26 protein-coding genes and 1 pseudogene are annotated in these 22,517 nt (G+C 70.2%); 13 read left to right on the forward strand and 14 right to left on the reverse strand.

Annotation, left to right across the window (positions count from 1 at the left end):
* Window positions 1-105 precede the first annotated feature (105 nt).
* Window positions 106-369 (forward strand): hypothetical protein, encoded by a 264-nt coding sequence (locus MTF69_RS39110; RefSeq protein ID WP_243341475.1) that lies wholly within the window; start codon window positions 106-108, stop codon window positions 367-369.
* A gap of 29 nt (window positions 370-398) precedes the next feature.
* Here the strand turns inward: MTF69_RS39110 and MTF69_RS39115 are convergent, their stop codons facing one another.
* Window positions 399-602 (reverse strand): cold-shock protein, encoded by a 204-nt coding sequence (locus MTF69_RS39115; RefSeq protein ID WP_243341476.1) that lies wholly within the window; start codon window positions 600-602, stop codon window positions 399-401.
* Window positions 603-1,277: 675 nt separating this feature from the next.
* Between MTF69_RS39115 and MTF69_RS39120 the strand changes: the two genes are divergently transcribed.
* Together MTF69_RS39120 and MTF69_RS39125 are read left to right on the forward strand one after the other, a co-directional pair.
* A complete protein-coding gene (locus MTF69_RS39120) occupies window positions 1,278-1,820 on the forward strand; it encodes a MarR family transcriptional regulator (RefSeq protein ID WP_243341477.1) in 543 nt (180 codons plus the stop codon).
* Window positions 1,817-2,227: a helix-turn-helix domain-containing protein gene (locus MTF69_RS39125; RefSeq protein ID WP_243341478.1), complete on the forward strand. Its 411-nt coding sequence runs from the start codon at window positions 1,817-1,819 to the stop codon at window positions 2,225-2,227. Before MTF69_RS39120 ends, MTF69_RS39125 begins: the two co-directional genes overlap by 4 nt.
* 270 nt (window positions 2,228-2,497) lie before the next feature.
* Here the strand turns inward: MTF69_RS39125 and MTF69_RS39130 are convergent, their stop codons facing one another.
* The 3 genes and pseudogenes from MTF69_RS39130 to MTF69_RS39140 form a co-directional block, all read right to left on the reverse strand.
* The gene (locus MTF69_RS39130; RefSeq protein WP_243341480.1) at window positions 2,498-3,013 is read right to left on the reverse strand and encodes a hypothetical protein; all 516 of its coding nucleotides are present in this window, start codon (window positions 3,011-3,013) and stop codon (window positions 2,498-2,500) included.
* 214 nt (window positions 3,014-3,227) lie between these two features.
* Window positions 3,228-3,404 (reverse strand): annotated as a pseudogene (locus MTF69_RS39135) (transposase); the annotation flags it as partial.
* 902 nt (window positions 3,405-4,306) lie between these two features.
* Entirely contained in the window at window positions 4,307-4,555 is a 249-nt protein-coding gene (locus MTF69_RS39140) for a hypothetical protein (protein ID WP_243341482.1), read from the reverse strand.
* A 461-nt stretch (window positions 4,556-5,016) separates the two neighbouring features.
* Between MTF69_RS39140 and MTF69_RS39145 the strand changes: the two genes are divergently transcribed.
* Window positions 5,017-5,211: a hypothetical protein gene (locus MTF69_RS39145; RefSeq protein ID WP_243341484.1), complete on the forward strand. Its 195-nt coding sequence runs from the start codon at window positions 5,017-5,019 to the stop codon at window positions 5,209-5,211.
* Here the strand turns inward: MTF69_RS39145 and MTF69_RS39150 are convergent.
* From MTF69_RS39150 to MTF69_RS39160, 4 genes are all read right to left on the reverse strand, one after another.
* A complete protein-coding gene (locus tag MTF69_RS39150; RefSeq protein WP_243341485.1) occupies window positions 5,208-5,453 on the reverse strand; it encodes a hypothetical protein in 246 nt (81 codons plus the stop codon). The two genes, MTF69_RS39145 and MTF69_RS39150, sit on opposite strands and share 4 nt — an antisense overlap.
* 1,753 nt (window positions 5,454-7,206) lie before the next feature.
* Window positions 7,207-8,973 carry a hypothetical protein gene (locus tag MTF69_RS39155; protein WP_243341487.1) on the reverse strand — a complete coding sequence of 589 codons (1,767 nt, stop codon included), beginning with the start codon at window positions 8,971-8,973 and terminating at the stop codon, window positions 7,207-7,209.
* 329 nt (window positions 8,974-9,302) lie between these two features.
* Window positions 9,303-9,578, reverse strand: a complete 276-nt coding sequence (locus tag MTF69_RS43955) for a helix-turn-helix domain-containing protein (RefSeq protein ID WP_374325389.1) — start codon at window positions 9,576-9,578, stop codon at window positions 9,303-9,305.
* Between the two features lie 85 nt (window positions 9,579-9,663).
* Window positions 9,664-10,410 (reverse strand): GntR family transcriptional regulator, encoded by a 747-nt coding sequence (locus tag MTF69_RS39160; protein WP_243341488.1) that lies wholly within the window; start codon window positions 10,408-10,410, stop codon window positions 9,664-9,666.
* A 463-nt stretch (window positions 10,411-10,873) separates the two neighbouring features.
* Between MTF69_RS39160 and MTF69_RS39165 the strand changes: the two genes are divergently transcribed.
* The 9 genes from MTF69_RS39165 to MTF69_RS39200 all read left to right on the forward strand — a co-directional run bounded on the left by MTF69_RS39165 (window position 10,874) and on the right by MTF69_RS39200 (window position 17,107).
* A complete protein-coding gene (locus MTF69_RS39165; protein WP_308401511.1) occupies window positions 10,874-11,272 on the forward strand; it encodes a WhiB family transcriptional regulator in 399 nt (132 codons plus the stop codon).
* Window positions 11,269-11,766, forward strand: coding sequence for a hypothetical protein (locus tag MTF69_RS39170; RefSeq protein WP_243341490.1), 498 nt, complete (start codon window positions 11,269-11,271; stop codon window positions 11,764-11,766). The genes MTF69_RS39165 and MTF69_RS39170 overlap by 4 nt, the downstream gene beginning before the upstream one ends.
* Before the next feature lie 12 nt (window positions 11,767-11,778).
* Window positions 11,779-12,186 (forward strand): hypothetical protein, encoded by a 408-nt coding sequence (locus MTF69_RS39175; RefSeq protein ID WP_243341492.1) that lies wholly within the window; start codon window positions 11,779-11,781, stop codon window positions 12,184-12,186.
* Complete coding sequence (locus tag MTF69_RS39180; RefSeq protein WP_243341494.1) at window positions 12,186-13,094, forward strand: hypothetical protein; 909 nt, start codon at window positions 12,186-12,188, stop codon at window positions 13,092-13,094. Before MTF69_RS39175 ends, MTF69_RS39180 begins: the two co-directional genes overlap by 1 nt.
* A gap of 227 nt (window positions 13,095-13,321) precedes the next feature.
* Entirely contained in the window at window positions 13,322-13,690 is a 369-nt protein-coding gene (locus MTF69_RS39185; RefSeq protein WP_243341496.1) for a hypothetical protein, read from the forward strand.
* Window positions 13,691-14,337: 647 nt separating this feature from the next.
* Window positions 14,338-14,589 (forward strand): hypothetical protein, encoded by a 252-nt coding sequence (locus tag MTF69_RS39190; protein WP_243341497.1) that lies wholly within the window; start codon window positions 14,338-14,340, stop codon window positions 14,587-14,589.
* Window positions 14,590-14,722: 133 nt separating this feature from the next.
* On the forward strand, window positions 14,723-16,405 hold the full coding sequence (locus tag MTF69_RS39195) for a DUF2637 domain-containing protein (protein ID WP_243341499.1): 1,683 nt from the start codon (window positions 14,723-14,725) through the stop codon (window positions 16,403-16,405).
* A gap of 16 nt (window positions 16,406-16,421) precedes the next feature.
* The gene (locus MTF69_RS43210; RefSeq protein WP_279346812.1) at window positions 16,422-16,550 is read left to right on the forward strand and encodes a hypothetical protein; all 129 of its coding nucleotides are present in this window, start codon (window positions 16,422-16,424) and stop codon (window positions 16,548-16,550) included.
* Window positions 16,550-17,107 carry an XRE family transcriptional regulator gene (locus tag MTF69_RS39200; RefSeq protein ID WP_243341501.1) on the forward strand — a complete coding sequence of 186 codons (558 nt, stop codon included), beginning with the start codon at window positions 16,550-16,552 and terminating at the stop codon, window positions 17,105-17,107. Before MTF69_RS43210 ends, MTF69_RS39200 begins: the two co-directional genes overlap by 1 nt.
* Before the next feature lie 51 nt (window positions 17,108-17,158).
* Here the strand turns inward: MTF69_RS39200 and MTF69_RS39205 are convergent, their stop codons facing one another.
* The 6 genes from MTF69_RS39205 to MTF69_RS39230 form a co-directional block, all read right to left on the reverse strand.
* A complete protein-coding gene (locus MTF69_RS39205) occupies window positions 17,159-17,356 on the reverse strand; it encodes a hypothetical protein (RefSeq protein ID WP_243341503.1) in 198 nt (65 codons plus the stop codon).
* Between the two features lie 92 nt (window positions 17,357-17,448).
* On the reverse strand, window positions 17,449-18,567 hold the full coding sequence (locus MTF69_RS39210) for a hypothetical protein (RefSeq protein WP_243341505.1): 1,119 nt from the start codon (window positions 18,565-18,567) through the stop codon (window positions 17,449-17,451).
* A 58-nt stretch (window positions 18,568-18,625) separates the two neighbouring features.
* Window positions 18,626-18,919, reverse strand: a complete 294-nt coding sequence (locus MTF69_RS39215) for a hypothetical protein (protein WP_243341506.1) — start codon at window positions 18,917-18,919, stop codon at window positions 18,626-18,628.
* Window positions 18,920-19,092: 173 nt separating this feature from the next.
* Window positions 19,093-21,192, reverse strand: a complete 2,100-nt coding sequence (locus tag MTF69_RS39220; protein ID WP_243341507.1) for an ATP-binding protein — start codon at window positions 21,190-21,192, stop codon at window positions 19,093-19,095.
* 19 nt (window positions 21,193-21,211) lie between these two features.
* Window positions 21,212-21,721 (reverse strand): hypothetical protein, encoded by a 510-nt coding sequence (locus tag MTF69_RS39225; protein WP_243341509.1) that lies wholly within the window; start codon window positions 21,719-21,721, stop codon window positions 21,212-21,214.
* A complete protein-coding gene (locus MTF69_RS39230; protein ID WP_243341512.1) occupies window positions 21,718-22,410 on the reverse strand; it encodes a hypothetical protein in 693 nt (230 codons plus the stop codon). The genes MTF69_RS39225 and MTF69_RS39230 overlap by 4 nt, the downstream gene beginning before the upstream one ends.
* Window positions 22,411-22,517 lie beyond the last annotated feature (107 nt).

Raw genomic sequence — 22,517 nt, forward strand, 5'->3', positions numbered from 1 at the left:
CCCGCGGAGCGGGTACCTGAGCGCTGCGCGCTCAGGAGAGAAACGGCCTCGCGGCGCTCGGCCGAGGCGCCTTCGGCGCCTGCCCCTCCGCTTCGCTCCAGGGCAGTGAACCGCCTCGCTGCGCTCGGCGGGCTCGGCTTCGCCGAGCTGGGGCCGGCCCTTCGGGCCGGGGTCCTGCGCTTCGCTTCGGACGGCCCGGGTTACGCTGCGCTCCACCCGGGCCGGGCCCGCTGCGCGGGCCTGGAACTCCCGTACTGCGCACGGGAGGTGACCCCGTTTCACGGGGTCCTGGCCTTCGGCCCGTTCAGGGTGTCCGCTTCGCTGCCACCCTGGTCCTTGCGGCTCCGCCTCCAGGACAAGGCCCGCTGACGCGGGCCCTGCCAGCAGTGACGCAGAGCCTAGAGCACGTGTACTTGTGAGGCCTGTGGCCCCCTGGGGCCCTGAATGATCTCGAACTCGACCCGATCTCCCTCCTGCAAGGCCCTGAACCCGTTGCCTTGGACGTCCACGTGGTGCACGAAGACATCCGGGCCACCACCGTCCTGCTCGATGAAGCCGTACCCCTTCACCGAGTAGAACGACTTGACGCTGCCCTGAGCCATCCCTGTTCCTCTCCTGCGTCCACAAGCTGATCGCCGCGGTACGCGCCGATCCTCCCCTTGCCCAGGGGAGGGAAACCCGGACAACAGATCTTGAACCCGACTGGGGGAACGAGAGGATGGAGCGGTACAGTCATCAGTATGCACCCGTTGAGATGTAGTGTGTAGCATACCGAGAATCTGGACACCACCGTCCGGCGGGCTTCCCGCCTCTCCGAATTTCGTGGAGTTGTCGAATGCAGAACACCGATGGAATTGTACTGCGGCCGCATTTCCTGCGACCGGAATTTATTAGAGCTGATGGTATTTGGTCTCAGTGCATGGATCGACGTCAGCGTTGTGAAGGTCAGTCAAGGAGGATGCCTGACACGCCAGTTATCCAGAGTTGCACCCGTTGGCGCTGGTGCTGTGGTAAACGCGCGCGTTTGAAGACAGAAGGGGAAGATGCTTCTGACCTGCGGAGATGCTGGGCTAAGAGGCAAAAAACCCCCGGATCAGCGGCAAAAAACCGCCGCTTAGGGAGAGGTACCCGAGCGGGAGACTCGACACGCTCCTGCTGGGGTCGCGAAGTTGGAGGCGGTTTCTCGGAGGCTGTCCTGTAGGTTTCCGTTGTAACCGGCGGTTCGTCGGAGCTAACCGGCGAAAAAGTGCCTCTTAGCGGGGCGATGGGAGCAGTACATGCCCACACGCAGAGGCCGCCTGGCCCTCGTCGACACCGGCACCGGCGAGGTGGTGGAGCCGAAGCCGAGGACGCCTCACCAGTTCGATGGCCAGGGGTACACCCTGCAGTCCAAGGGCGACGAGGTGCCGCTCTACTCCCTCGGACTCACCGCTGCGGAGTGGGCGGCGATCGACTGGCTTCGGGAGCACGACGCCGCGCACGCGTACGTGAAGGTGACTCCGGACGACTTGGCCGCGGACATCCTGTGCAACCCGACCACGGCTCGGAAGTCGCTGTCCAGGCTGGTGAAGTTGGGACTGGTGCTCAAGCCGAGTCCGCGCGCGTCCGCGTACCAGCTGACTCCGCGGCGATACTGGGAAGGAGCGGGAAGCACGCAGGCCACGGCCACCAAGCGGCTTGATCCTCCTCGTGTCACCCCAGATGAGAAGGCGACCGTCCGGGTCGCCGAGAAGACGGCGGCCCAGCGAGAGCGTTCGGCCGATGCACAACCGAGGCCCCCTCGGCCTCGCCGAGCTGCAGGAGAGGTGGAGTCCCGATGAGCGTGCTGGCATTCGACCCCGAGCGAGACCTGGCCTCGCCTCCGCTCTACTCCCTCAACCTGTCCGGCGGACAGCGCAGCGTCCTGGCCTGGATAGAGGACCACGGTGGCCTCTTCAGCGCCATCGAGGTGCCCGTCACGGGGGTCGCGGCGGACTGCGGTAGTTCCGAGTCCACCGTCTACGACGCGGTGAACAGGCTCACGGGCCTCGGCCTCCTGGTCCGGCACGAGAACGGGCTGTACCGCATCAACGCCCGCTACTTCTTCGCCACGAACCCCGACGTCCGCCGGCTTCTCGCCACCGCGCTCTCCGACCCGCCAGTCACCCCCGACGGGCGCGCCCGCGCCCCGCGCAAGGTCGGCAACACCGAAGCACGCCGCCGCCGTGTCATCAGGCCCGTGGAGTAGAAGCCTCACTGGCTGCACGTCATCCCTTTCCTCGAGGAAAAGTCGGCGGCGCTGTTCCCGAATTCGGGAACAGCGCCGTTCGCCTGTCTCGACGTCTTGTTCCAGAACTCTGGAACAAGACGCAGGGCGTGTACGAGTCTTGATCAATCTACGGGATTCGCCCCCGTGATAAGTGCGGTATCCGAATCGTGCCATCGCACGGCGAACCCCTCCGCGTGTTGGATCAGGCCATTCGTGCGAATGGGGCGTCTTCGGGAGGCGGGGCGGGTGTCAGCTGAGCTCGAACGAACTCGCCCGGTTAAAGCAACCGACCTGGGTAAGGTCCCAGTGCTTGTGGATCCACTGGTCCCCGCACTCACCTTGGTAATTGATGTCGGACGAGAACCAGACGTCGCAATGGGCGCCGGTCTGGGTCGACACCGAGCTGACCCGGTCGTTCCACCCGCTCGGCATGGACGCGAACCTGAAGTCCTTGTCGCCCAGGGTGGCCGTGCAGTCGCGGGAGACGTAGACGTCGTAGGTCGCGCCCGCTGAGTTGTAGTTGACCCAGTCGTAGAACCTCACCGCCCACACGGAGGCGGCGCCGGCGTACTCGTCAGCCTGCTCCAGGGTGGCGAAGCACCTCGGGGCGCTGCCGTCCAGGACCACCGAGCAGTGCTGGTTGGCGGCGGTCAGGTCGGCCGAACCGGGTTGGGCGGCTTCCGAGGTACCGACAGCCCACAGGCTCGTCGCCACTGTCAGACAGAACGTCATCCCGATCTTCGTCACCGCTCGGCGAATGCGCATCAAGGGCTCCTCTTCTCGTGAGATCAGGCCGGGTGTGCGAATAGTGCGTTTGGTTTTCCCTCGATCGAACCGGCTTAGTCTGGCAGCTCCAGGACACGCTCCTACGCCCTTTGCATAAGAACGACGTGAATCCTCTTCTTGCGCGCGATTTACTTCCGTGTTAGCACTCCAGCAGTTTTTCGGTATCTGGCCAGGCCGAAACACTGCTGGAGTGCAGGGCCTCGAAGACCCCGCCGCCGCGCCACTGGCGGAAGCGGTTGCGCACGGTGGGCCAGGCGCCGAACTCGGCTGGCATTTCCCGCCACTGCGCACCCGCGCGAGACAGCCAGATCACGCCCTCGAACTGCGCGCGCAGCCTTGCGGGATACGGCCCGTACTCGCCGATCGGCAGTTAAAACTCGACGTACTCTCGTCAGCTGTCTCCGCGTCATGCACTAGGAATTACCGGGTCCGCCCCTACCACCAGGGCGAATCCCACAAATTGATCAAGACTCGATACACACCCTAGAGCGAGCGCCGGGGCCGGCCCCAGGGGACTTACGTGAGCGTCTGCGACGAAGTCCAGCGGCCGCACCAGAACGGTGAGAAGTGGCTCCGACAAGCATTCGACTGCCGGGCTGGGAGGTGGCCCGCCCACAAGCGCAGCCAGCAAGCACCTCCAGCGTGGGCTCGCTGGCCGCCGCGCTAGTGCCCTACCTGTTCCAGAGCCGGTGAGTTCACCGGCGAACTCACCGGAAACCTCCCCACCGCAGGTCACCGCGAGGGCCAAAGAGGATGCCGGGCGGCGGCCGGGGTGAGCGGCCTGGGCCGCTGCTCCGGGATGTCGGGCGGGGCGCGAGACTGTTTGGGTGAGTGAGCAGCGTCGCCCCCTGGGATCCGGACCCCACCTGACCCCCGCACCGGACGGGCCGATGCGGCGCGGCCGTCTCGCCGCCGAACTCGCCGCCCCCGGCCCGGCGGTGCCCCCAGACGAGGAACAGGCGCCAGAGGCGGCCCTGAGGCCGCAGCGGCGGGTACTCGGCCCGGGTGGCACCGCAAGCGCCTAAGAGGGGCCGGCACCAGCGCCGGCCGGGCCGCCGCCCTGGACGATCACGACGCGGACAGGGCGCAGGCTCGCGCCGAGCGCGGCCGCGGTGAGGCCGTTCTGGATGGGGTCGCCCAGGGCTGGCACCGCATAGGTGACGGCCGCGACGGTGGCCGAGACGGCGGTGGCGCCGAGCGCCAGGAGCAGCGGTGCCCGGGCCGGGTCCTCCCTCTACGGGTGTGGCCGAGGCGGCCAGCCAGCGGACTTCGTCACTCCAGCGCCGTGGCGGCGTCGCGCCGCCGAAGGTCTTGCACCGCCAAGGCCACACCCCGGCCATCGGACAACAAGCCCCAGAGCCCGAGCGGGACAACAAGCCACCGCCACGCGGTATCGAAGCGCGTGACCACGGCGACTATGAAGATGAGCTGGATGACACAGAGCGCCAGGTTGCCCAGCAGGCGCAACGCCGGATGCAGTCTCTTGTGTGGCACCACTTGGTACCAGGTCTTCTTCTCCACTTTCCCACCCCTCATTCAGCCCACAGGCGACCCTCGCCGCCGGGGTACTGCCCTACGTGTCCCGGCGCCGGTGACCTCACCGGTTTCCTCCCCACCGCAGGTCAGGGCGTTGCGGTGAGGACGTCCAGCCGTCGCGAGAGCGGCTGGACCCTTGAGTCCGTCGGCCCCGGTATTCCGACGGAATACCGGGGCCGGGGCGGCCCGGTCGTACTGCCCCAGAGCGCTCTGGGCACCGGCCCTGGCCCGCGCGCCCATGTCGGCGCGGACTGCGCACGAACCTAGCCTGTCCCCGCAGCCGCTCACGCCGCGTGCAAGCCTCCCGAGGCACTGGCCGGCGGCCCGCCGCCCAACGGCGCGGAGCAGTACGGTTTTGCGTTCCTGCGGCCGTACAGTGCGAGCGGTCTGACCTGCGGAAACCTTTGAGTTAAGGTCCCCGGCTGTTTTGGCGCGAGACTGTGCGGGTGGATGATCAGCGTCGCCCTCTGGGCACCGGCCCCCGCCAAGCCCCCGCCCCAGACGGGCCGGCCCGCCGTGGCCGTCTGGCGGCCGAACTCGCCGACCCCACCCCGGAGGTACCCGCGGCCGGGGAACCGGCGCCAGAAGCCGCCGTACGGCCGCCGCTGCGGATCCTCGGCACTGGCAGCGCCCGCACCTAGGCGGGGCCGTCACCGGCCGGGCCGCCGTCCTGGACGACGACCACGCGGACGGGGCGCAGGCTCGCGGCGACCGTGACTGCGGCGAGCCCGGTCTGGATGGAGTCGCCCAGGGCCGGCACCGCGTACGCGACGGCCGCGACGGCGCCCGCCAAGGCGAGGTAGCCCAGGGCCAGGAGCAGCGGGGCGAACCAGCGCCGGGTGGACGGCTGCTGCGGCTGGGAGTCGATCGGGAGCGTGGTCATGACGGTGGTGTCCTTCCGGAGTGCTGCGGGATTTCCGCATGGCGGCACCGTGCTGGACCACGCACCAAGCAGCGCAACCCCCAACGGCCCACCCATCAAGACCCCGAACCCCGAGCCCATTCAAGGAACCGCAGCCCCTCCAGCAAAACCGGCCCTACCCCAGACCGCGCAGCCATTCAATAGCCAGCGCCAGCACACCAGCCCCGCCCGCCCCGACCCTCAACCACCCACACCCCCATAAAGAAAGTCCGGGCAATCACCAGCCGGAACAGGGGGTCTGAACAGGCACAACACGCCCGTACCGCCAGTGCACCTTCCCCCCATAGTTCCCCGGACACTTCCCCCCACCTGTCCCCTGATCCCTCCCCCGATACTTCCCCCCACGTGTACCCGCGCCGCCAAGACTGCGGACGGCGCCAACCGCCCGTCATTCCGGGCAGACAGGCTTGCCCGCCCCCGGCCGGGGACCAAGGGCGGGAGGCTTGCCCGCCCCCGCTCCGCGCGGCAGGTCTCTCTGCGTGCTGTCCGACGAGTTCCCGGTCGAGGTCGCGCCTCTGGTCGCACTCCCGGTCGCGTCTCTGGTCCCGCCTCTGGTCGCACTCCAGGTCGCATCTCTAGTCGCATCGGGCGATGCCCCTGGCGCGTACGAGTGCCGAGGTCAGCCCGGCGTTTCGGTCGAGTACCGGGCGCCGACTACTTCCTGGAGGGGCAGGGGCACTCGCCGCGGCCACAGCGGCTGAACCGGCCCGGGCCCGCCGGTCCCAGCGCCCCGCTGTTGCCCGACTTGGTGAGGTACTCGGCCCGGTGTCGCGCCGACAGACCGCCCCGCACGACAGGAGCCAGGCGACAGCTCGCGGTCGGTCTATTCGGCAGCCAACTGGCCGCTGCTCGACGCGCAGAGTTGGGGCGGCCCGGTGGTACTACCCCCGGTCGAAGCGGGCACCGGGCGTCGCCCGCGCACGCCATATCGGCGCGGGCTGCAACCGACCCTAGCCGCCCACCGGGACACGGCCCGTCGGCGGATGGAGGCTGGTCCTGGCACCTGACACCTGACACTGACACCGCCGCGCGCGGTGACCGCTCACCCCAGACCCGGCGGTGGAAGGCCCGCAAGGGCGCGAGCTCGTCAGGTGTCAGGACCCGAGAACGCCCCGGGAGCTCGGGGGGAAGGACCCCCGGGGCGGTATGCATCCCAGCCCGCCCAACGAGCGAACACGCCACCAGTTCCGCCCCGGCCGCCAGCGCCTTGTGTGCACGAGCACGTGTGCACGCATTTCGCGCGCGAGACGCGACCGCCCGCCAACGTCCCCAGGGGGACACACCTCAGGAGATGTCCGACCGTGGCGATCGCGTTCTCAACGGGGTTACCCAGGGATGGCGCCACGTACGTGGCAGCGGCGACGGTCAGGGCGAGGTAGCCGGCGGTCAAGAGGCTGGGCAGTTCGCTGTTTGGTGAGGGATCGGGTCCATCGTTTGGTGAGGGATCGCTCGCGTATAAGGAATGACCTATGACTGACTGACCTGATGATGAGCGAGTTTCGTCCCCCGCCGTAGGCGAAGTGCGGGTAGTCAAGGCGCTTAGCTGGCCGCACGGTTCTGGGCGTGCTGGGGGATGTCCCGACAGTTCGCGCGGACGAAGCCGGCCCCACCTGCAACAGGACGCCACAGACGGCCCACTGAGCGCCTTTTAGGAGGCTCCTCGATCAGGGGGGCCGAAGTGTCTCGAGAGGCGCTCAGCGGCGCGCACAGGCGGCTAGAACGGTGCTTCCACTGACTGCTGGGCACCGGTGCTCGGCCAGGCGCCGACGGGGCGGGCCGCGACAGCGGCCAGATCCGCGGCTTTGGCCTCTCGATGGCGTTCGGCCCGCCACGCGATCATGTGGCGGCGGAGCTCGTCGTCCAGGGCCGTTCCGTACATCCCCTTCGAGACCAGGGCGGCTCGTGCGCGCTGCTCTTCCGCTGCTTGGCGGCCCCGGCCGGCTGCTAGGGCATAGCCAGCGGCACCGTGGCGAGGTCCGGGGACGTCGGCGACGGTTTGTGCCGCAAGGGCCATCTCGGGGTGTTCAGCAGCCGTCTGTTCGCGCAGACGGGCGGTCTCCTCGGCCTCGGCTGCCCGGGCTGCCCGGATACGGTCCTGCTGCTCGTTCTGTGCGACCGCGTCGTCATACACGGCGTCAATCTCCGCCTGGTGGCGCTCTACAGCCGCAAGGTGCTCGCGATCCCTGGCCTCGGACAGGTCCGCGGTGTACCGGGCCGCCTGGGCCGTGCCGATGCGCTCGGCGGCCCGGTACCCGCACTGCTCGCACTCGGCCCCAGTGTCGAGAACGCCGAGCTCGCAGTTCGGCAGGCTGCAGTCCTGCTCGGTCAGAAGGCGGGCCAGGTAGCCGACGGGACGCCGGACCCGGTCCGACCCGGAGTAGCCCTCAGCTGCCCGGAGAGCAGCACCGGACCGGTGCCATTTCAGGTCGATCCGGGCCTGTGCGTGGGCGGGAGTCCGCGGGTACATCGAGAAGGCCGTGGGCCGGGCGTCGGCGCAGTGGCCCAGGAGCTCGCGCACCGCCCGCCGGACCGTCTTGATCCGGGACGCCGGAGACCCCAGCACCCCCAGGCTGTCCAGCATCGCGTACACCTCCTCCTCCCCCGCGACCGGAACCAGCTCACCGAGTTGCTGCGGCCCCCGCCGCCGAGACTCCTTGCTGGCGACTTCCTGCTGGATCGCGGCGGAGCCGCCCTGCGCTGCCGGAGTCTGGGCGCCCGAGCTCGAGCGCGCACCCGCACGTGTAAAACCACCCGCGCCTTGGCCTACGGCCGATCCACCAGGCTTTTCGGGTTCTGGATCAGGGTTATAGACAGGGCTATAGACATTGGGCAGCACGGGTGCTGCCACCCCAGCAGCACCCGTGCTGCTACCCCTAGCAGCACGGGTGCTGCTACCCCCCCTCTCTTCCGGGGACGGCTCGGCCGGGGCTGACGTCTGTACCTGATCGCCGGATTCGCTGCCCCCCGCGCCGCTGGACGCCCGCTCCGCGCGCAGCTTCTTCGTGTTGACGCCCTTGGCCACGCCGCCCTTGCGGACCTCGCCGGCCTCGCGCTTGGCCGCCCTGCGCTCGTAGATGAGCTGCTTGGCCATGTCCGCGGCGAGTACCCCTGCCGGGAGCGGATCGGTCCACTCGCCCTGGCCCGCGTACATCAGTGGCGCGTCGTGCAGCTCGTAGACGTTGGCGTCGTGCAGCTCGGGGTTGTCCGGGTTCTTGCGCTCGCGCACGGTCCACAGCCCCGCGACCTCGCCCTCGAACAGGGTGCGGTCCAGGGTGGACAGGGAGCAGCCGAGCTGTCGGGCAAGCTCGGGGCGGTACGGCCGGCCCCGGCGGGTGTCACGGGTACCGGTGTCGGCGTACGAGACCAAGATCCCGTAGAGGGTCCGGCAGTTCGTCGAGTACCGCGGATCACACATCCACTGGTTGCACGACTGGCCGAACGGCAGGTTTCCGCCGCGCCGTACCTCGGGGTACAGGCTCATCGCGCGCCCCCGGCCGAGATCAGGCCATCGGAGGCGAGGCGCTGCTGTGCCAGGGCGCGGCAGTGGTAAAGAACATGCAGGTCAAGCACGGGAAGGTCTCCCCTGGGAGGGGAGTCGTGGACGGCAGTGTGACCAGATAGGGCCCAGAGATGGTGGCCTCTGGATGAGAGCCCGCCTATCCTGGGTACTGGTGACCACGCGGGCCTAGGCCCACGGGCATCACCCCCGGCGAGGTCACCTCACCGGACAACGACTCGGATCTGTGATGAGTGGCGAGTCGAGCTGTATTGAGGCCGTTCCTGTTGGCGCAGGGGCGGCCTTCAGCGTTTCTAGGGGCTGGCTGTCGATGTCATGACGTCAGGATGTTGCTGTGCAAGTCCTTGGAGGAGTTGGCTGTAGGTCCGTCGTCGTACCCCACTGGGTTCGGCGCGGTCGGTTTCCCAGCGAGCTACCTGTACGCGCCCAACACCGAGGGCAGCTGCAACCTGGGCCTGGGTAAGGCCGGCAGCGCGCCGTAGCGCGCCGCGCGCGTTGCTGGCTGGCAGCCAAGTGGCTTGGGACAGCAGTTCATCCACCGCAGCTAGCGGGTCCTGGGCTGTCTTCACTGCGCACCTCCAACATCGACTTGGTCAAAAAGATACACACCGGCTACGTCACTCGTGCGGCGTTCTGCTTCCGCGTGTCGTGTCTCTATAGGGGGAGGTTGTCGTAGGAGAGGTGTAGACGGTCAGCTGGGGCGACAGCGCGGAGCACCTCGAGCGGCTTCCCGGAGGAGTCGAGCGTGAGGCGGGTAAGCGTGAGCACGGCGACGCGACCGCCGATGCGCAGCTGTGCAGCTTCATCCTCGGTCGGCATTCTGGCGCTGACCGTCTCTGTGGCGGATGCGGGGCGGTGGCCTGAGGCGGTGAGCGCTCCGTAGACACCGCCCATGATCTTTCCGGTGCTGTCGAGGCCGGCTTGTTCGGCCACAGCGCCTGGGTACCAGGCGTGCTGAAGCTGGACCACGTCGGTCGGCCGGATCAGGGCGTGACGGAAGCGATAGACCAGCGCATCCCCCTCGGACAGGCTCAAGAGTGCCGCCGTCTCAGCGTCTGCTTGGACCCGTTCTACCGATACGAGTTCCATGTATCCGTCGAGGCCCTGAGCGGCCGTCGCCGTTTCCCAGGGGCCCTGCGCGCCACCGGGCGAAAGGACCTGTCCGTAGCGACTCAGGGGGATCTGAACCGGGGCCTGCGAGCGCACGACCGTGCCTGCGCGCTTCGAAGAGAACAGCAGTCCCTCGTCGGCGAGCACGGAGACCGCCTTGGTGACGGTCGCCTTTGACACGCCGTACGCGGACATGAGCTCGGCGTTCGTCGGAATCTTCTCGCCCTCGGACCACTCCCCCGCGCGGATGCGCTGGCGAAGGTCGGCGGAGATGTCTCCCGAACTGGTCATGTGCGTCACCTCCTGCGGTCGGCCCCGGCGGGGCTACAGCCCCACCTTATCGCCTAGTCGTTATTGACAACGCGCGCCCGTCCCGGCATTCTCATTAATGCCTAGGCAATAACGTCGGGGTTCGCCCCGGCTCTGCCTCGGTTGAAGTACCCGCCTGCAAAAGCAGGTGCCCGGTTGGTGCTGACACACCAACCGGGCGGCGGGCGCGGGGCTGGAACCCCGTGCCCGCTGTCGGGTGGTCCCTCTGAGAGGACGCCGACATGGCGATGGTGACAGAGGTAATGCGCAGGTGGCGGGTTCAGCGCGGTGTGCGTTGCGCCGTGGTGCGGACCCGGACGGTTTTGCCGTCCCGGTGCCGTACCGCGGCGCTGATTACGCCCATCTCGGCGGTGTCGGAGGCCCTCGCCCCGGGTGGGGACGAACTGCGTGTCCGCGCGGGCCTGCGTGCGCTGGGAGTTGAGCTGTGAGCCGGGCGGGCGGGATTCCCCCGCTTCCGCCGGGATGGACCCCGGCGCGGCCGGCCGACTGGCTGGACCGGCTGTGGGCGTACGAGGACCTGGCCCCCGCTCCGGTGACGCGCCGGCTCCGCGAACTGGGCGTCGAACCCGACGCCTTCACCGAGCACCCGCACTGCGCCGGCCAGACGGACCTCTTCTTTCCCGCCCCCGGCATGCAGGTCATGACGCCGTACGAGGAGCGGGGCGCGCTGCGGATCTGCTACGCCTGCCCGGTCCGTGACTGGTGCTTGGCCGACGACCTCGACCGCGCCGAGTCGGTGTACGACGTCATCGGCGTACGCGGCGGCATGATCCAGTCCGCCCGGCGCGCGCTCTACCGGATGCTGCACCGGAGGCCGGCATGAGCACCACCAACATCCCCCCGGTGCCCGCCGAACCTCCCACGGTCCACCTGGAGCAGGAGCAGCCGGAGCACCAGGAGCAGCAGGAGGAGACCGCCCCCGGCCGGGCCACGGTCTTCATGGACAACATCACCACCGCGATCACCGCCTCCTCCCCGGAGAAGAAGCGGCGGAAGAAGACCCCGAAGAAGGTTGCGGCTCTTCAGGCGGACCGGGTGCGCCGGTTCCGGCGGTGGGTGCTGCTGACCGGCGTCTCCGGCTATCTCGGCTGGTGCGCACACCTGCCCCAGGCTGCTGCCTCCCTGGACGCTCCCCTGCCCGTTCAGGTCTTCGGCCTCTTCATGGCCTGGGGGCTGGATCTGCGGATGCGCGGCTGGGGTGCGGTGACGGTATCCCAGGTGCGCGGCCCGTTCGCGCTGGCCCTGGTCGTCGTCACCCGCATGCCGTTCGCTTCGCTGCTGCTGGTCACCGGCCAGCTCATCCCCGCCCACTCCTGAGAGGAGCACCCCGTGTTCGGAACCATCGGCACCGGCGGCGCGATCCTGCTGATCATCGTCGCACTCGTCGTCTACAAGAAGGGCGGGGGGAAGTTCAAGCCGGTCAAGGACCACACCGTCGTCTACTGGGCGTTCGCCCTGGGGCTGCTCTCCGCGAGTGCTGGTGAGTCGTTCCGGCAGGTGGGCACCGTGTCCGAGACGATCAGCCAGGCCGTCACCTCCCAGTCCTCCACCGTCGGGTTGATCGGCGCCGGTGCCGTCGCGCTGCTGCTGCTGCTGGTCGCCTTCGGGTTCAAGCCCGCCATGGCCAAAGACCTGATCGTCGGGGTGTCCCTGCCCGGTGCCCTGTCGGCGGCCGGGGGCGTGCTGGCCCTGCCCGTCACCATCTGCGGAAGCCTCCTGCGCGGACTGGTCGGCTGATGCGCTACCTCGAGGGGGTCAGCCTGGAGGCGTTCGGCCGGGGGAACCGGCGGATGCTGGCCCCGGTGTTGGCGTGGGCGAAGGAGCCGGTGCCCGTGCCGGTGCCGGAGGCCGGTGCCGAGGGGCCCAAGGCGGCCGAGGCGGCCGAGGGGGAGAAGCCCGTCAAGGGCGCCCCCGCCGGGAAGCCGGAGAAGACGCCGAAGATGCGCCGGAGGGTGGGTGTTCGCCACCTCGGCTACGCCGCCGGCGGCGCGTTCTTCCTGTGGCCGGTGGTTGGGGGATGGGTGCCGACCGTGCTGACCACGGTCCCGGCCGTGTGGGTCGTGGTCGCCCTGGTCGCCGGTCAGCAGGGCGAGGACGACCCGGGCGCCGAGGGCGACGGCGACCAGGAGCAGCCGCAGGACGCCGAGACGGCCGAGGCCGACCGGGGTACGGCGCTGCTGCTGCACGTGGTGGGCGCGCTGGCTGAGGCGGAAGGCGCCGGGAGGGCCGGGGTGCACCTGGACGTGGTGCTGGACTCCGCGGCCGCCGCCGGCCTGCTGCCGCAGGGCACGGAGCTGAGCGTGCTCCGTACCTGGGTGGAGGGCTGCGGCCTGCCGGTAGAGCCCAAGTTGGGCATGCGGATCGAGGGCAAGCCGGTGACCCGGGTGGGGCTGCGCGTGGACGCGGCCACCACCGCCCTCGGGATGGCCCCCGCGGCCCTGCTCGCGGCCCGCTCCCAGGCCCCCGTCCAGACCCGGGGGGAGACCCCCGCGGCGGCCGCTGCGGCCCCCGCCCGGGTGCCCGCTCAGGCGGTTGGGGAGTGGGCCGCCGAGGCGGCCGCCCACACCCCCGCCGAGGCCCCCGCACCGGCCCCCGCCAGCACCCCCGCACCGGCCCTCCTGCGGCTCATCCCCGGGGGTCTGTAGCCCCTTCCGGAGCCTCTCCCCTGGGGTCTTCCCAGGGAGGGGCCCAGGGAGCCCGTCAGCCCGGCCTATCGCCGCTGTGACCTGCGGTTCTATCGGCCGCCCTAACAGCCCCTGACGGCCCCCCTTACGGCCGTCCAGACACCCAAGACCCCGGATCCCGAGAGGGGTTCGGACCCACCCCGGGCCACCTACCAAGCACCCCGGGACCACCCCAGAAGGAGTACCTAATGATCATCGCTACCAAGGTCGCCGGAACCGTCCTCGCCGCCGCGCTCGGCACCGGAGCCGCCGTCACCGCCCTGCCCGAGAGGGCGCCGGCGCCCGGCTACGTCCACTACGAGGGCGCGACCGTTGACCTCACCCCGACGCCGGGCACGGGCGGCCTGCTCCTCCGCGCCGAGGACGGCACGACCATCCTCGGCGCCATGGGCACCGAGGACGAGGCCAGCATCCAGGGATGCCACCCCTCGGACCCCGAGCTGGTCTGGGTCCGGCAGATCACCACCGGCACCCACAGCGGCGGCTGGGGCGCGTCCGCCGGATACGTCCGGCACCGCTTCGCCGACGTCGACGGCATCTTCCCCTGCGGCGGCTGACGCTCCGACCAACAAAAGTGCCCGTCCCGGGCCACCTACCAAGCAACCCCGGGACGGGCGACCACCCCAGAAGAGATGGAGCCCACATCATGGCATTCCACCTGAAGATCTCCCAGGGCGGCTGGGTGAAGTCCGAGCCCAAGCCGACCCCGGCCGCGGACAAGGACAGCAGCGGCAGCCGGCTGTGGGACCGGCGGTGAGCCGGGCAACGGCGCCCCGCTGCCACGGCAAGCGGATGAAAGCCGACAATGGCGCCCGCCAGTACGTGTGCGCGCGCTGCGGTGGCTGGACGATCCGCCTGCTCGCCCTGGCTACGGAGGTACTGCGGTGAGGCGGCTGTTGGGCGTGATCGCGCACCTGTGGCAGTGCTCCAAGTGCGGCGCCTGGGTTGAGACCCCGACCTGGGGCAGCAACTGCGGGGCCTGCTGATGAGCAAGCCCCTGCCGCTCCGGCCGACCCCGCATGAACGTGACGGACGTACCGAGTCGAAGCCGCCGCCGTCCCGGCCGCACCCGAAGACCGGGTCCTGACCCTGCACATCAGCTGCGGAAGAGCACCCCTGTTGGGGCATCGCCACCGCCAACCCCTTACTCACTGCCCCGGGCGGGTCACCACGGCCGCCCGGGGCCCGCTGGAAGGACTTCCTGATGACCCCAATCGACATCGAGACCCTCACCCCCGCCGACCTGAACAGGATGGCCGCCGAGTTCGAGGCCGCGGCCGTCCAGGCGGACGAGGCCGCACGCGATGGCCTCGCCGCCGCCTCCGACCCCGACGAGTCGCCGGCCGCCCGCGCGCTGGCACGCCGCTGCGTCGCGATCGCCCGCCGGCACGCCGCCGACTACAGGGCCGAAGCCGCCATCCTGCGCTCCGGCCACATCCCCGACTCCTGGGCCTGACTCCGCCCCTGAACTGCACCACCCCGCACGCTCCGGTGGGCAGCCAGGCACCATGGGGCATCGCCACCGCAGCACCAGCAGGACTCCGGGCGGGACTCCGGTCCCGCCCGGCCACCCACGAGCAAGGAGAGAAATGACGACCACCATCGCGACGGGAACCGTCCCGCCCCAAGGGGCAGGCCCAGCCGCACCGGTGACTCCTCCGCCCACCACGGAGCCCGCTCCGGTCGCACCGGACGCCGCTCCGGTGACCGGGAAGACGGCTCCGCCCGCCGCTGAAGCTGCTCCGGGGGCGCCTCGGGCGTGGTCCGCGAAGGCGATGCGCGCACTGGTCGTCGCCGCGGTGGTGTGCGGCGTGGTGATCGCCGGCATCGGGTTCGTCGGCTCGTACGACGCACTGCGCGGCCTCGCCGAGCGGCGGGGATTCGGGACGTTCTCCTACGTGTTCCCCATCGGCATCGACGCCGGCATCGTCGCCATGTACGCCATTGACCTGATCATGGTGTCTCGCCGGATGCCCAAGCCGATGCTGCGCTGGATCGCCCACGTGCTGACCGTGGCGACCATCGTGTTCAACGCCAACGCGGGCCAGAAGACACCGGCCGAGGACCCCCTCGCCGCCGCCATGCACGGCGTACTGCCCGTCCTGTTCGTGGCCGTGGTCGAGGCCGCCCGCCACCTGATCATCAAGACCAACCGCCTAAACATGGCAGCCGAGTCGGACCGTGTCCCGCTGCACCGGTGGCTGCTCGCCCCCTGGCCGACCTGGACCCTGTACCGGCGCATGAAGCTCTGGGAAATCCCCTCGTACGCGCAGATGGTGACCCTGGAACGGGACCGCACCGTCTACAAGGCCTGGCTCCAGCACAAGCACGGACGGAGCTGGAAGAAGAAGGCCGGCGCCGAGGCACTGCTCCCCTTCACCATGGCTTCCTACGGCCTGAGCGTGGAACAGTCCCTCGCGCTGCCCCAGGAGCAGAAGGAAGCCGAGGCCGCACGGAAGGCCGCGGAACGGGAACGCGAGGCCGAGGCCGCCGAGCGCGAGGAGCAGCTCAAGCTCACCGCGGAGGAGCGCAACGCTGCTGCCCGGGTGCGACGCCTGGAGATCGCCGCGCAGGTGACCACGGCGGAGCACCGGATCACGGCGGAGACCACCGTGGCGGGAGCGGAGTCCCGCACCGCGGAGGCGACCGCGCAGGCGCAGGCCGAGGTCGCCCGCGCGACCGCGGAGGCCGAGGCGGAGGCCGCCGCGCACACCGCCCGGCTTACGGCGGAGGCAACCCGCCGACAGGCGGAGCGCGCCGCGACGGCGGCGGAGCGCACCGCGGAGCGCGAAGCCGAGGCCGAGCAGAGCGCCGCCGAGGTCGAGGCCGTTGCCCGCGCCGAGGAGGCCCAGCGCCGTGCGGCGGAGGACCGCCGGAAGACCGCGGCCGCGACGGCGGAGGCCGAGGCAAAGGAGCGGAGCGCGGCCGAGGAACGGCGGAGGACGGCGGAGGCCGACCGCGAGGCGGCGGCACACCGGGCCCGGACCCGGCAGGCTGAGGAGCAGGCGGCGGAAGCCGAGCGCCGGACGGCGGAGCACCGCGCGGCCGAGCAGAAGGCCGAGCTGGCCGCGCAGGAAGCCGAGGATATGGCCCGCCTGTCCCCGCGTGAGCGAGCGGAGCGGAAGGTGGCCCGGATGATCCTGGCCGCCGGCGGTGACATGTCGATGGTCCCGCTCGCGGCCGTCGAGGCCGAGCTGAACGTGGGCCGCACCGTCGCCGGCGAGCGGCGCCAGGCCGCCGCCGACCTGATCGCCTCCGGCTACACCGGCTGACGGCGAAGGCCACCACGTGAGTGATCGACGCAGCAGCGATGCCCGGGGCGCTGATATCGCCCCGGGCATCGCCCGTTTCTACCCCACCAAGAGGTGGATCATGAAAAGCATCCTGTACGCGGAGCAGAACAAGAAGGGGGACTGATGGGCATCGTCGGGGACAGCCTGGACCGGGCCGGCCAGGCCCACGCCACCCGCCCCATCCCCAAGAGTGCAGGCGCCCAGATGCGCTACCTGGTCAAGCAGCACAAGGGCGCCACCAAGCAGGTCGCCTCCCTGCTCGGCATCTCGCAGCGCACCGTCGAGCGGTACGTGAAGGACCAGATCAAGACGCCCAAGCAGGCGCTCGCGGTCCGGATGGAGACCGAGGTCCGGCGCCGCTGGCAGCCCCTGGTCCGCAAGCGAGCCCGGGAGAAGGCGGCGAAGCAGACCGGGCTGGTGATCGAGACGAGGGCGCGGTTCGGGTTCACCGCGGCTCCCGGCACGACGGACGACGGACGGATGCGCAGGATCACCCAGCACCTCCCACCCGAGTTCGCCGGCCGCCTCCTGGCCGCCCAGGACGCCGGGGCCGCCGAGGCCGAGCTGCAGCAGATCGCCGCCGAGGGGCTGCAGGAGGTCTACTTCAAGGACGGCGGCGGCCGCGCGGACGGGCTACTCGTCGAGTTCACGGACATCGACTACGTCGAGTTCAACCTTTGATCATGGAGAAGGGCCGCTACCCGGTAGCGGCCCTTCTCCATGATCAAAGCTCTACAGCTGGCCCTTGGGCTGGGTGGCCAGGACCTGGAGCAGCAGGTTCTTCAGCTCCTCCTGGCCCTTCTCCACACGGTTCAGGGACGCGGTGTGGTTGGCGAGCGCGACGGTGTGCTCGGTCTGCTGGTCGATCACACGCTGCAGCTTCTCGTTGATGATGCGGGCCATCTCCTGGCCGATCACGTCTTCGGGCATCAGGGACGTCCCCCCTCGTCGTCGGTGTCTGTCCAGTGTGACTCATCCAGCCCGCTCTCCGGGTCCCCTCCGTGGCGGGCCCGGACGAGCAGCTACTTGCCCTTGGGCTTGGGCTTGCGGTCGGAGTGGGCTGCGATCCCGCCTGAGACGTTGTTTGGGCTCTTCTGGGTGCCGATGCTGCTGGAGCGCCCGGCGCCGCTGCCGCGTTCTCCGTGGGCGCTGATCCCGCGCATGACGCCCGTCGCGGCGGAGGCGGAGCCGGGGCCGGCGACCGCGCGGGTGGCGCCGCTGGCGACCCGTCCGGCCGTCCTGGCGACCTTCACGGCGTCTCCGACACCGGGGATCTTGAACATGAGGAAGACGGCGGCGCCGAGCGCGACGACGGTGATGCCCAGGCCGGTGGTGACCTTGCTGTTGTCGGGGCCGGTTTCCAGGGCTGCGGCGAGCCCGATGACGATCACGATGACCGGCTCGACGGCGATCAGGGCGAACATGACGCCGGCCCACTTGCGGGTGTGGCCCCACCAGTCCCGGTCGACGAGACCGGCGTAGATGACCACGGAGAACAGCGCGCCGACGTAGAGGGCGAGCGCCCGGATCACCAGGAGCAGCCACAGGGCCCCGCACAGGGCGATCGTGGCGAGGGAGACGAAGAACAGGACCAGCGGGCCGCCGCCGATCTTCCCGGCTTCGAGGTCGGCGCCCAGGCTGTCGAACAGGCCATTGGGGTTGCTGCCGAGCGCGGTGACGAGGACGTCGGTCACTGCGGAGGCGGCGCCAATGATCGTGTAGAGGACGAGGGGCGTGAAGGCGCTCGCGGCCACGGCGATCCACAGCAGGCCGACCGCCTCGGACATCGCGGTGGTCATCGGCACGCCGCGGATCGCCCTCTTGGCGACGGCGAAGAGCCAGAGCACCAGGACCAGGATCGTGGAGGCCGCGAAGACGATCGCGTACTGCTGCAGGAAGGACTTGTTCGTCAGGTCGACGGAGTCGCGGTTGCCGACGATCGCGCCGAGCTGCTGGGAGGTCCAGTGCGCGGCTTTGGCCGTCGACTTGGCCAGCGCGGTCAGCGGATCGAGATCACCGCCGACTGGGTCGATGGGAGCGACCACCCCGCCGGGGAGCGTCGTTCCGGTTCCCCCCTCGCCGGGCTTGCAGATGTCCGCGACGGGGCCCGTGATGTTGTCGCAGGGGTCGTCGAACAGCATCAGGCCCCCACGGTGGCGTTGGTGGTGGACATCAGGGTTCCCCCTCGGATGGTGACGGTCAGTGCAGGGTGCGGCGGGCGTTGCGGAGGTTGGTGGCGGCGGTGACTGCGGCCTGGCCGGCCAGATGGAGGGCGGCCGCGGACTGCCGGGTTGCCGGGGCGCGCGGGTCGAGGGCGGCGGACATCTGCTGGAGCGTGGTGGCCATCGCGTCGGCCAGGCGCACCAGGTCCTCGGCGGTCTGGCGGACGGCGTGCGGGTGGGCCCACTCGGCCCGGCCCGTTCGTACGTCCGCGACGAGCCGGTCGAGTGAGTCGGCCGCGACCCGGGCGTACTGAGCGGGATTGTGCGTCACAAGCCCTCCAGAGGGGGGTGTCGAATTGACCTACCTGGCCTGTCATAGCAGGTCACGACCTGTTTTCTGTCCTGCCGAAGTCCGGTTGGTCGGCAGGACGTTCGGCAGGTCGGCAGGGTGCTGGGCAGGCTGGTTGGTAGGCCATGACAGGAGCGTGGCAGGTCGTGGGCAGGTCACGACAGGGCGTCTCGGATATCCGTGAGGCGGTATCCCGTCGGGCGGCCGGGCAACTCGTCGATGCGCTGGCTGGTGATGGTGATCCCTGCGGCCTTCAGCTCGGTCTTGATCCGGCGGCCGGCAGCCGCGAGCCGGTCCCTGCGCTCCCGCCCGTCCCATTGCCTCCAGACCGCCGGGTCGACGGTGGCCAGGTGCTCGGTGATCTGCTCAACGGACATGGCAGCCGGGTTACTTTGCGTAGCGAACGCGGTGAGGATCTGCTCGACGATCCGCGCGAGCGGCTTCGTGGTCGCCTGCGTGGCCGGTCCGTTCACAGCGGGCCAGGACAGGACCGGCAGGCCGGCGGCGACGCGTTCCCGGGCGCGTTGGACTGCGACGTCCGCTGTGAGGTGGCTGACGTAGCGCAGGATCGGCTCCCGGTGGCGGGGCGTGATGCAGTAGTACTGACCGGCGTCGGCGATCTCCCACTCCCCGGGGGAGGGCACCAGCAGGTGCGGCAGCCAGCCCTTGGCGACAGCGTCGTTCTGGCCGACGACGAGCGGGACATCGGCCTGTCGGCAGGACATCAGGATCCGGATGCCCAGCGCGTCGCCGATCGCGTCGCCCATGACATCGGTGGTGGCGTCCGTGGTGCAGATGACCAGCGTCACGCGGGACTTGCGGGCCACCCGCAGTAGCTCGATGGCGGTGGCCTTCCCACGGTCGCTCAGCTCGGGGAACTCGTCCACGAACGCGATCACGGCCGGCGTCGCCGAGCTGACGGTCATGTTGTCCTCGGTGGGGCCAAGAGCCGCGATGCGGGCCTCGGCCAGCGCCTTCAGGTAGGCGAGTTCGTCCTCGGCGTCCTGCCGCGTGAGTGCGCTGCGCACGGCGACTGATGCCAGGGGGCCGAGTCCTCGGCCCATGGGGTCGATGTCGACCACGACGGCGTCGAAGCAGGCGCTGGCGTAGTCGGCGAGCGCGCGGACCATCGCGCTCTTGCCACCGCCGGTCCGGGCGACGATCAGGGCGCTCTGCCCGGCCAGCACGATCGGCGTGTGTTCCCCGTCGATCGAGACTCCGATGGAGAAGGGGTCGGTGATCGAGCAGGACCGCGGTGCCCGCACCGGATAGGCCGGCGGGTTGGCGAAGGGATCGCGGGTCAGGATCTGGATGTTGACGAGGGCGGCGTCGTTCGGGTCCACGGCTCGGGCCAGGACCCTGGACGTGCCCACCCGCAGGGTGGTGGCCACGTTCTTCAGCGTGCCGATCAGCTGCCCGGCGGTGCCGGATTCCAGAACGACCGGGACGTTCCACCCGTAGGCCGTCTCCTCCGGTACGTGTACCTCGGCGACCCTCGCCTTCTCCTTGAGCAGGGCCAGGCGCACCGCCTCGCGGGCTTGGCGCGGGTCCCGGCCGGCTTCCCGGATCGGGAACGGCTGCGGCTCGGGGTCAGCGGCGAGCTCGGTGTGCGCCGGCACGTTGGGCGGGATGAACAGCAGCTTCGGCACGGGCGGGCGGCGGGGCTTGAGGCCCCGGCCCGCCGAGGCTGCGGCGATGGCGAATACCGCGGCGGCGAGGAGCACCAGGACCAGCGCGGTGGTCACCGAGGCCCACCACAGGCCGACCCAGGCGGCGCCCAGGCCCAGGATCCAGGCTGCGGCCGCCTTGTGCCGGTGCGAGCGGACGTGGCCCCGACCGATGTGCAGTTGGGAGGGGGTGATCTCCAGGTGCCGGAACTCCTGCTGGCCCATGCGCATCTGGAGGCTGGCCCACTGCATCATCTTGTACGAGATCATCGGGGAAGCGCCCCCGCCGCCGCCGTACATCCCGCCACCGCTGCGGCCCTGGCGGTGGCGCGTGCGCTCCCGGTTGATCTGCATGATCTGCGCCTGCCGCGCGTACTTCTGCTGTTCTTTCAGCAGGCCGATGTTCTGCTGCACCTCGGCCCGGTTCCGCTGCTGGAACCTCTGCCAGGTCCTGAACTGATCATTGAGGACGTAGTGCGCGACGTGGGTGTCGGTCCAGTCCTCGGTACGCCACCAGCGACCCCATTCCGCGCGCAGGTGCGCCGCCCCCGCGCCGAACCCCCCACCGGTGCTGCCTGCTCTCGCCACTGCTCTCAGTCCCCAGTACTCAGATCGTGTTGATCAGGATGTCGCCAAACGTGTTGCCGCTGGTGCGGATCAGCCCGAGGGCCATTCCGATGAGGCCGGCGGAGGCGCCCAGCCACACACCGACCAGCGCACCGCGGATCACGGGCTCCTTGAGGTCGTACCTGCCGGACTTGATCAGGCCCAGGTACAGGGCGAGGAGGCACAGGCCGACGATCGCGCCGGAGACGCCGACCCTCTCGCCTCCGGTCATCGGCGGGTGAGAGCCGGCCGCGGCAACCGCGCCCGTAGCGCCCTCCAGGGCGAAGCGGCCCACGCCGTCGCCGAGGGCGGCGGCGGTGCCGCCCATCACGCCGAGGATCCCGCCGCCCAGGAGCAGCAGGGCAGCGATCGCGACCCCCGCGAAGAAGTGAATCTTGGGGGTGGGGTCCCCACCCTTCCACCGACCGATTTGGTAGAAGAGGCAGACGAGGCCGAGTGCGACCGCGCCGATGCCGCCGGCGGCGGCCCCCGTGGTGTTCATCGTGCTCACGCTCCAGTGATCCAGTTGAGGGCCGCGCGCCCACCGACGCGCAGCAGGGCGATGACGAAGCTCCACGCCGCGATGGCGACGAGCAGGCGCAACAGGTAGCCGACGTAGGGGGCCTTCCAGGCCCGAACGGTCAGGTGGGCCACGCCGCGGAAGAGCGAGGCGAAAAGCTCGGCGAGGACGTTGCCGAGCGGCAGGACCATCACGGCCAGGCCGAAGAGGGCGAACAGCAGCACCCAGCCCAGCGGGGCGAAGATGCCGTTCTCGGTGACCGAGCGGGTCATCCCGTCGACGGCGCTCTGCCCACGCCAGGTCGCCAGTAGCGCGAAGAACACAGCCGGCACGTTGTACTTCAGGCCCAGCCAGCTGAGGTCGAGTCCCCGCCAGCCCTCCTCGGCCGGGGTCGGAGGCGGGCCGGGCGGGGCGGGCAGGTGGGCGGCGACCGCCTCACCGATCTGCGCCCCGATCTCCCAGGCCGTCTCCCGCGCCTCCTGGCCCTCGCCTGCCCAGGTGTCCTGCCACTCCTGGCGGACGTCCGGGTAGCGCCACCAGTCCGTCGTGGCCGGGTCCTGGCCCGGGTCGGCCGATTCGGGCTCGGGCTGGTAGGCGGGGCGCGGCGGCGGGATCTTCGGCGCGGGCGGGTACGGCGCGGACCCGTCCACCGGATCCCATGCGCCCTGGCCGTCACTCATGCGTCCCCCTGACCTCACCCAATCCGCCGAATCTACGTCCCCACCGGGAGGCCGACACGGCACTTGCGCAGGTCAACAGGCCTTCACCGGACACTGATTCGCGGCAG

Source organism: Streptomyces sp. AP-93 (genome assembly GCF_022808175.1).
Taxonomy (GTDB): domain Bacteria; phylum Actinomycetota; class Actinomycetes; order Streptomycetales; family Streptomycetaceae; genus Streptomyces.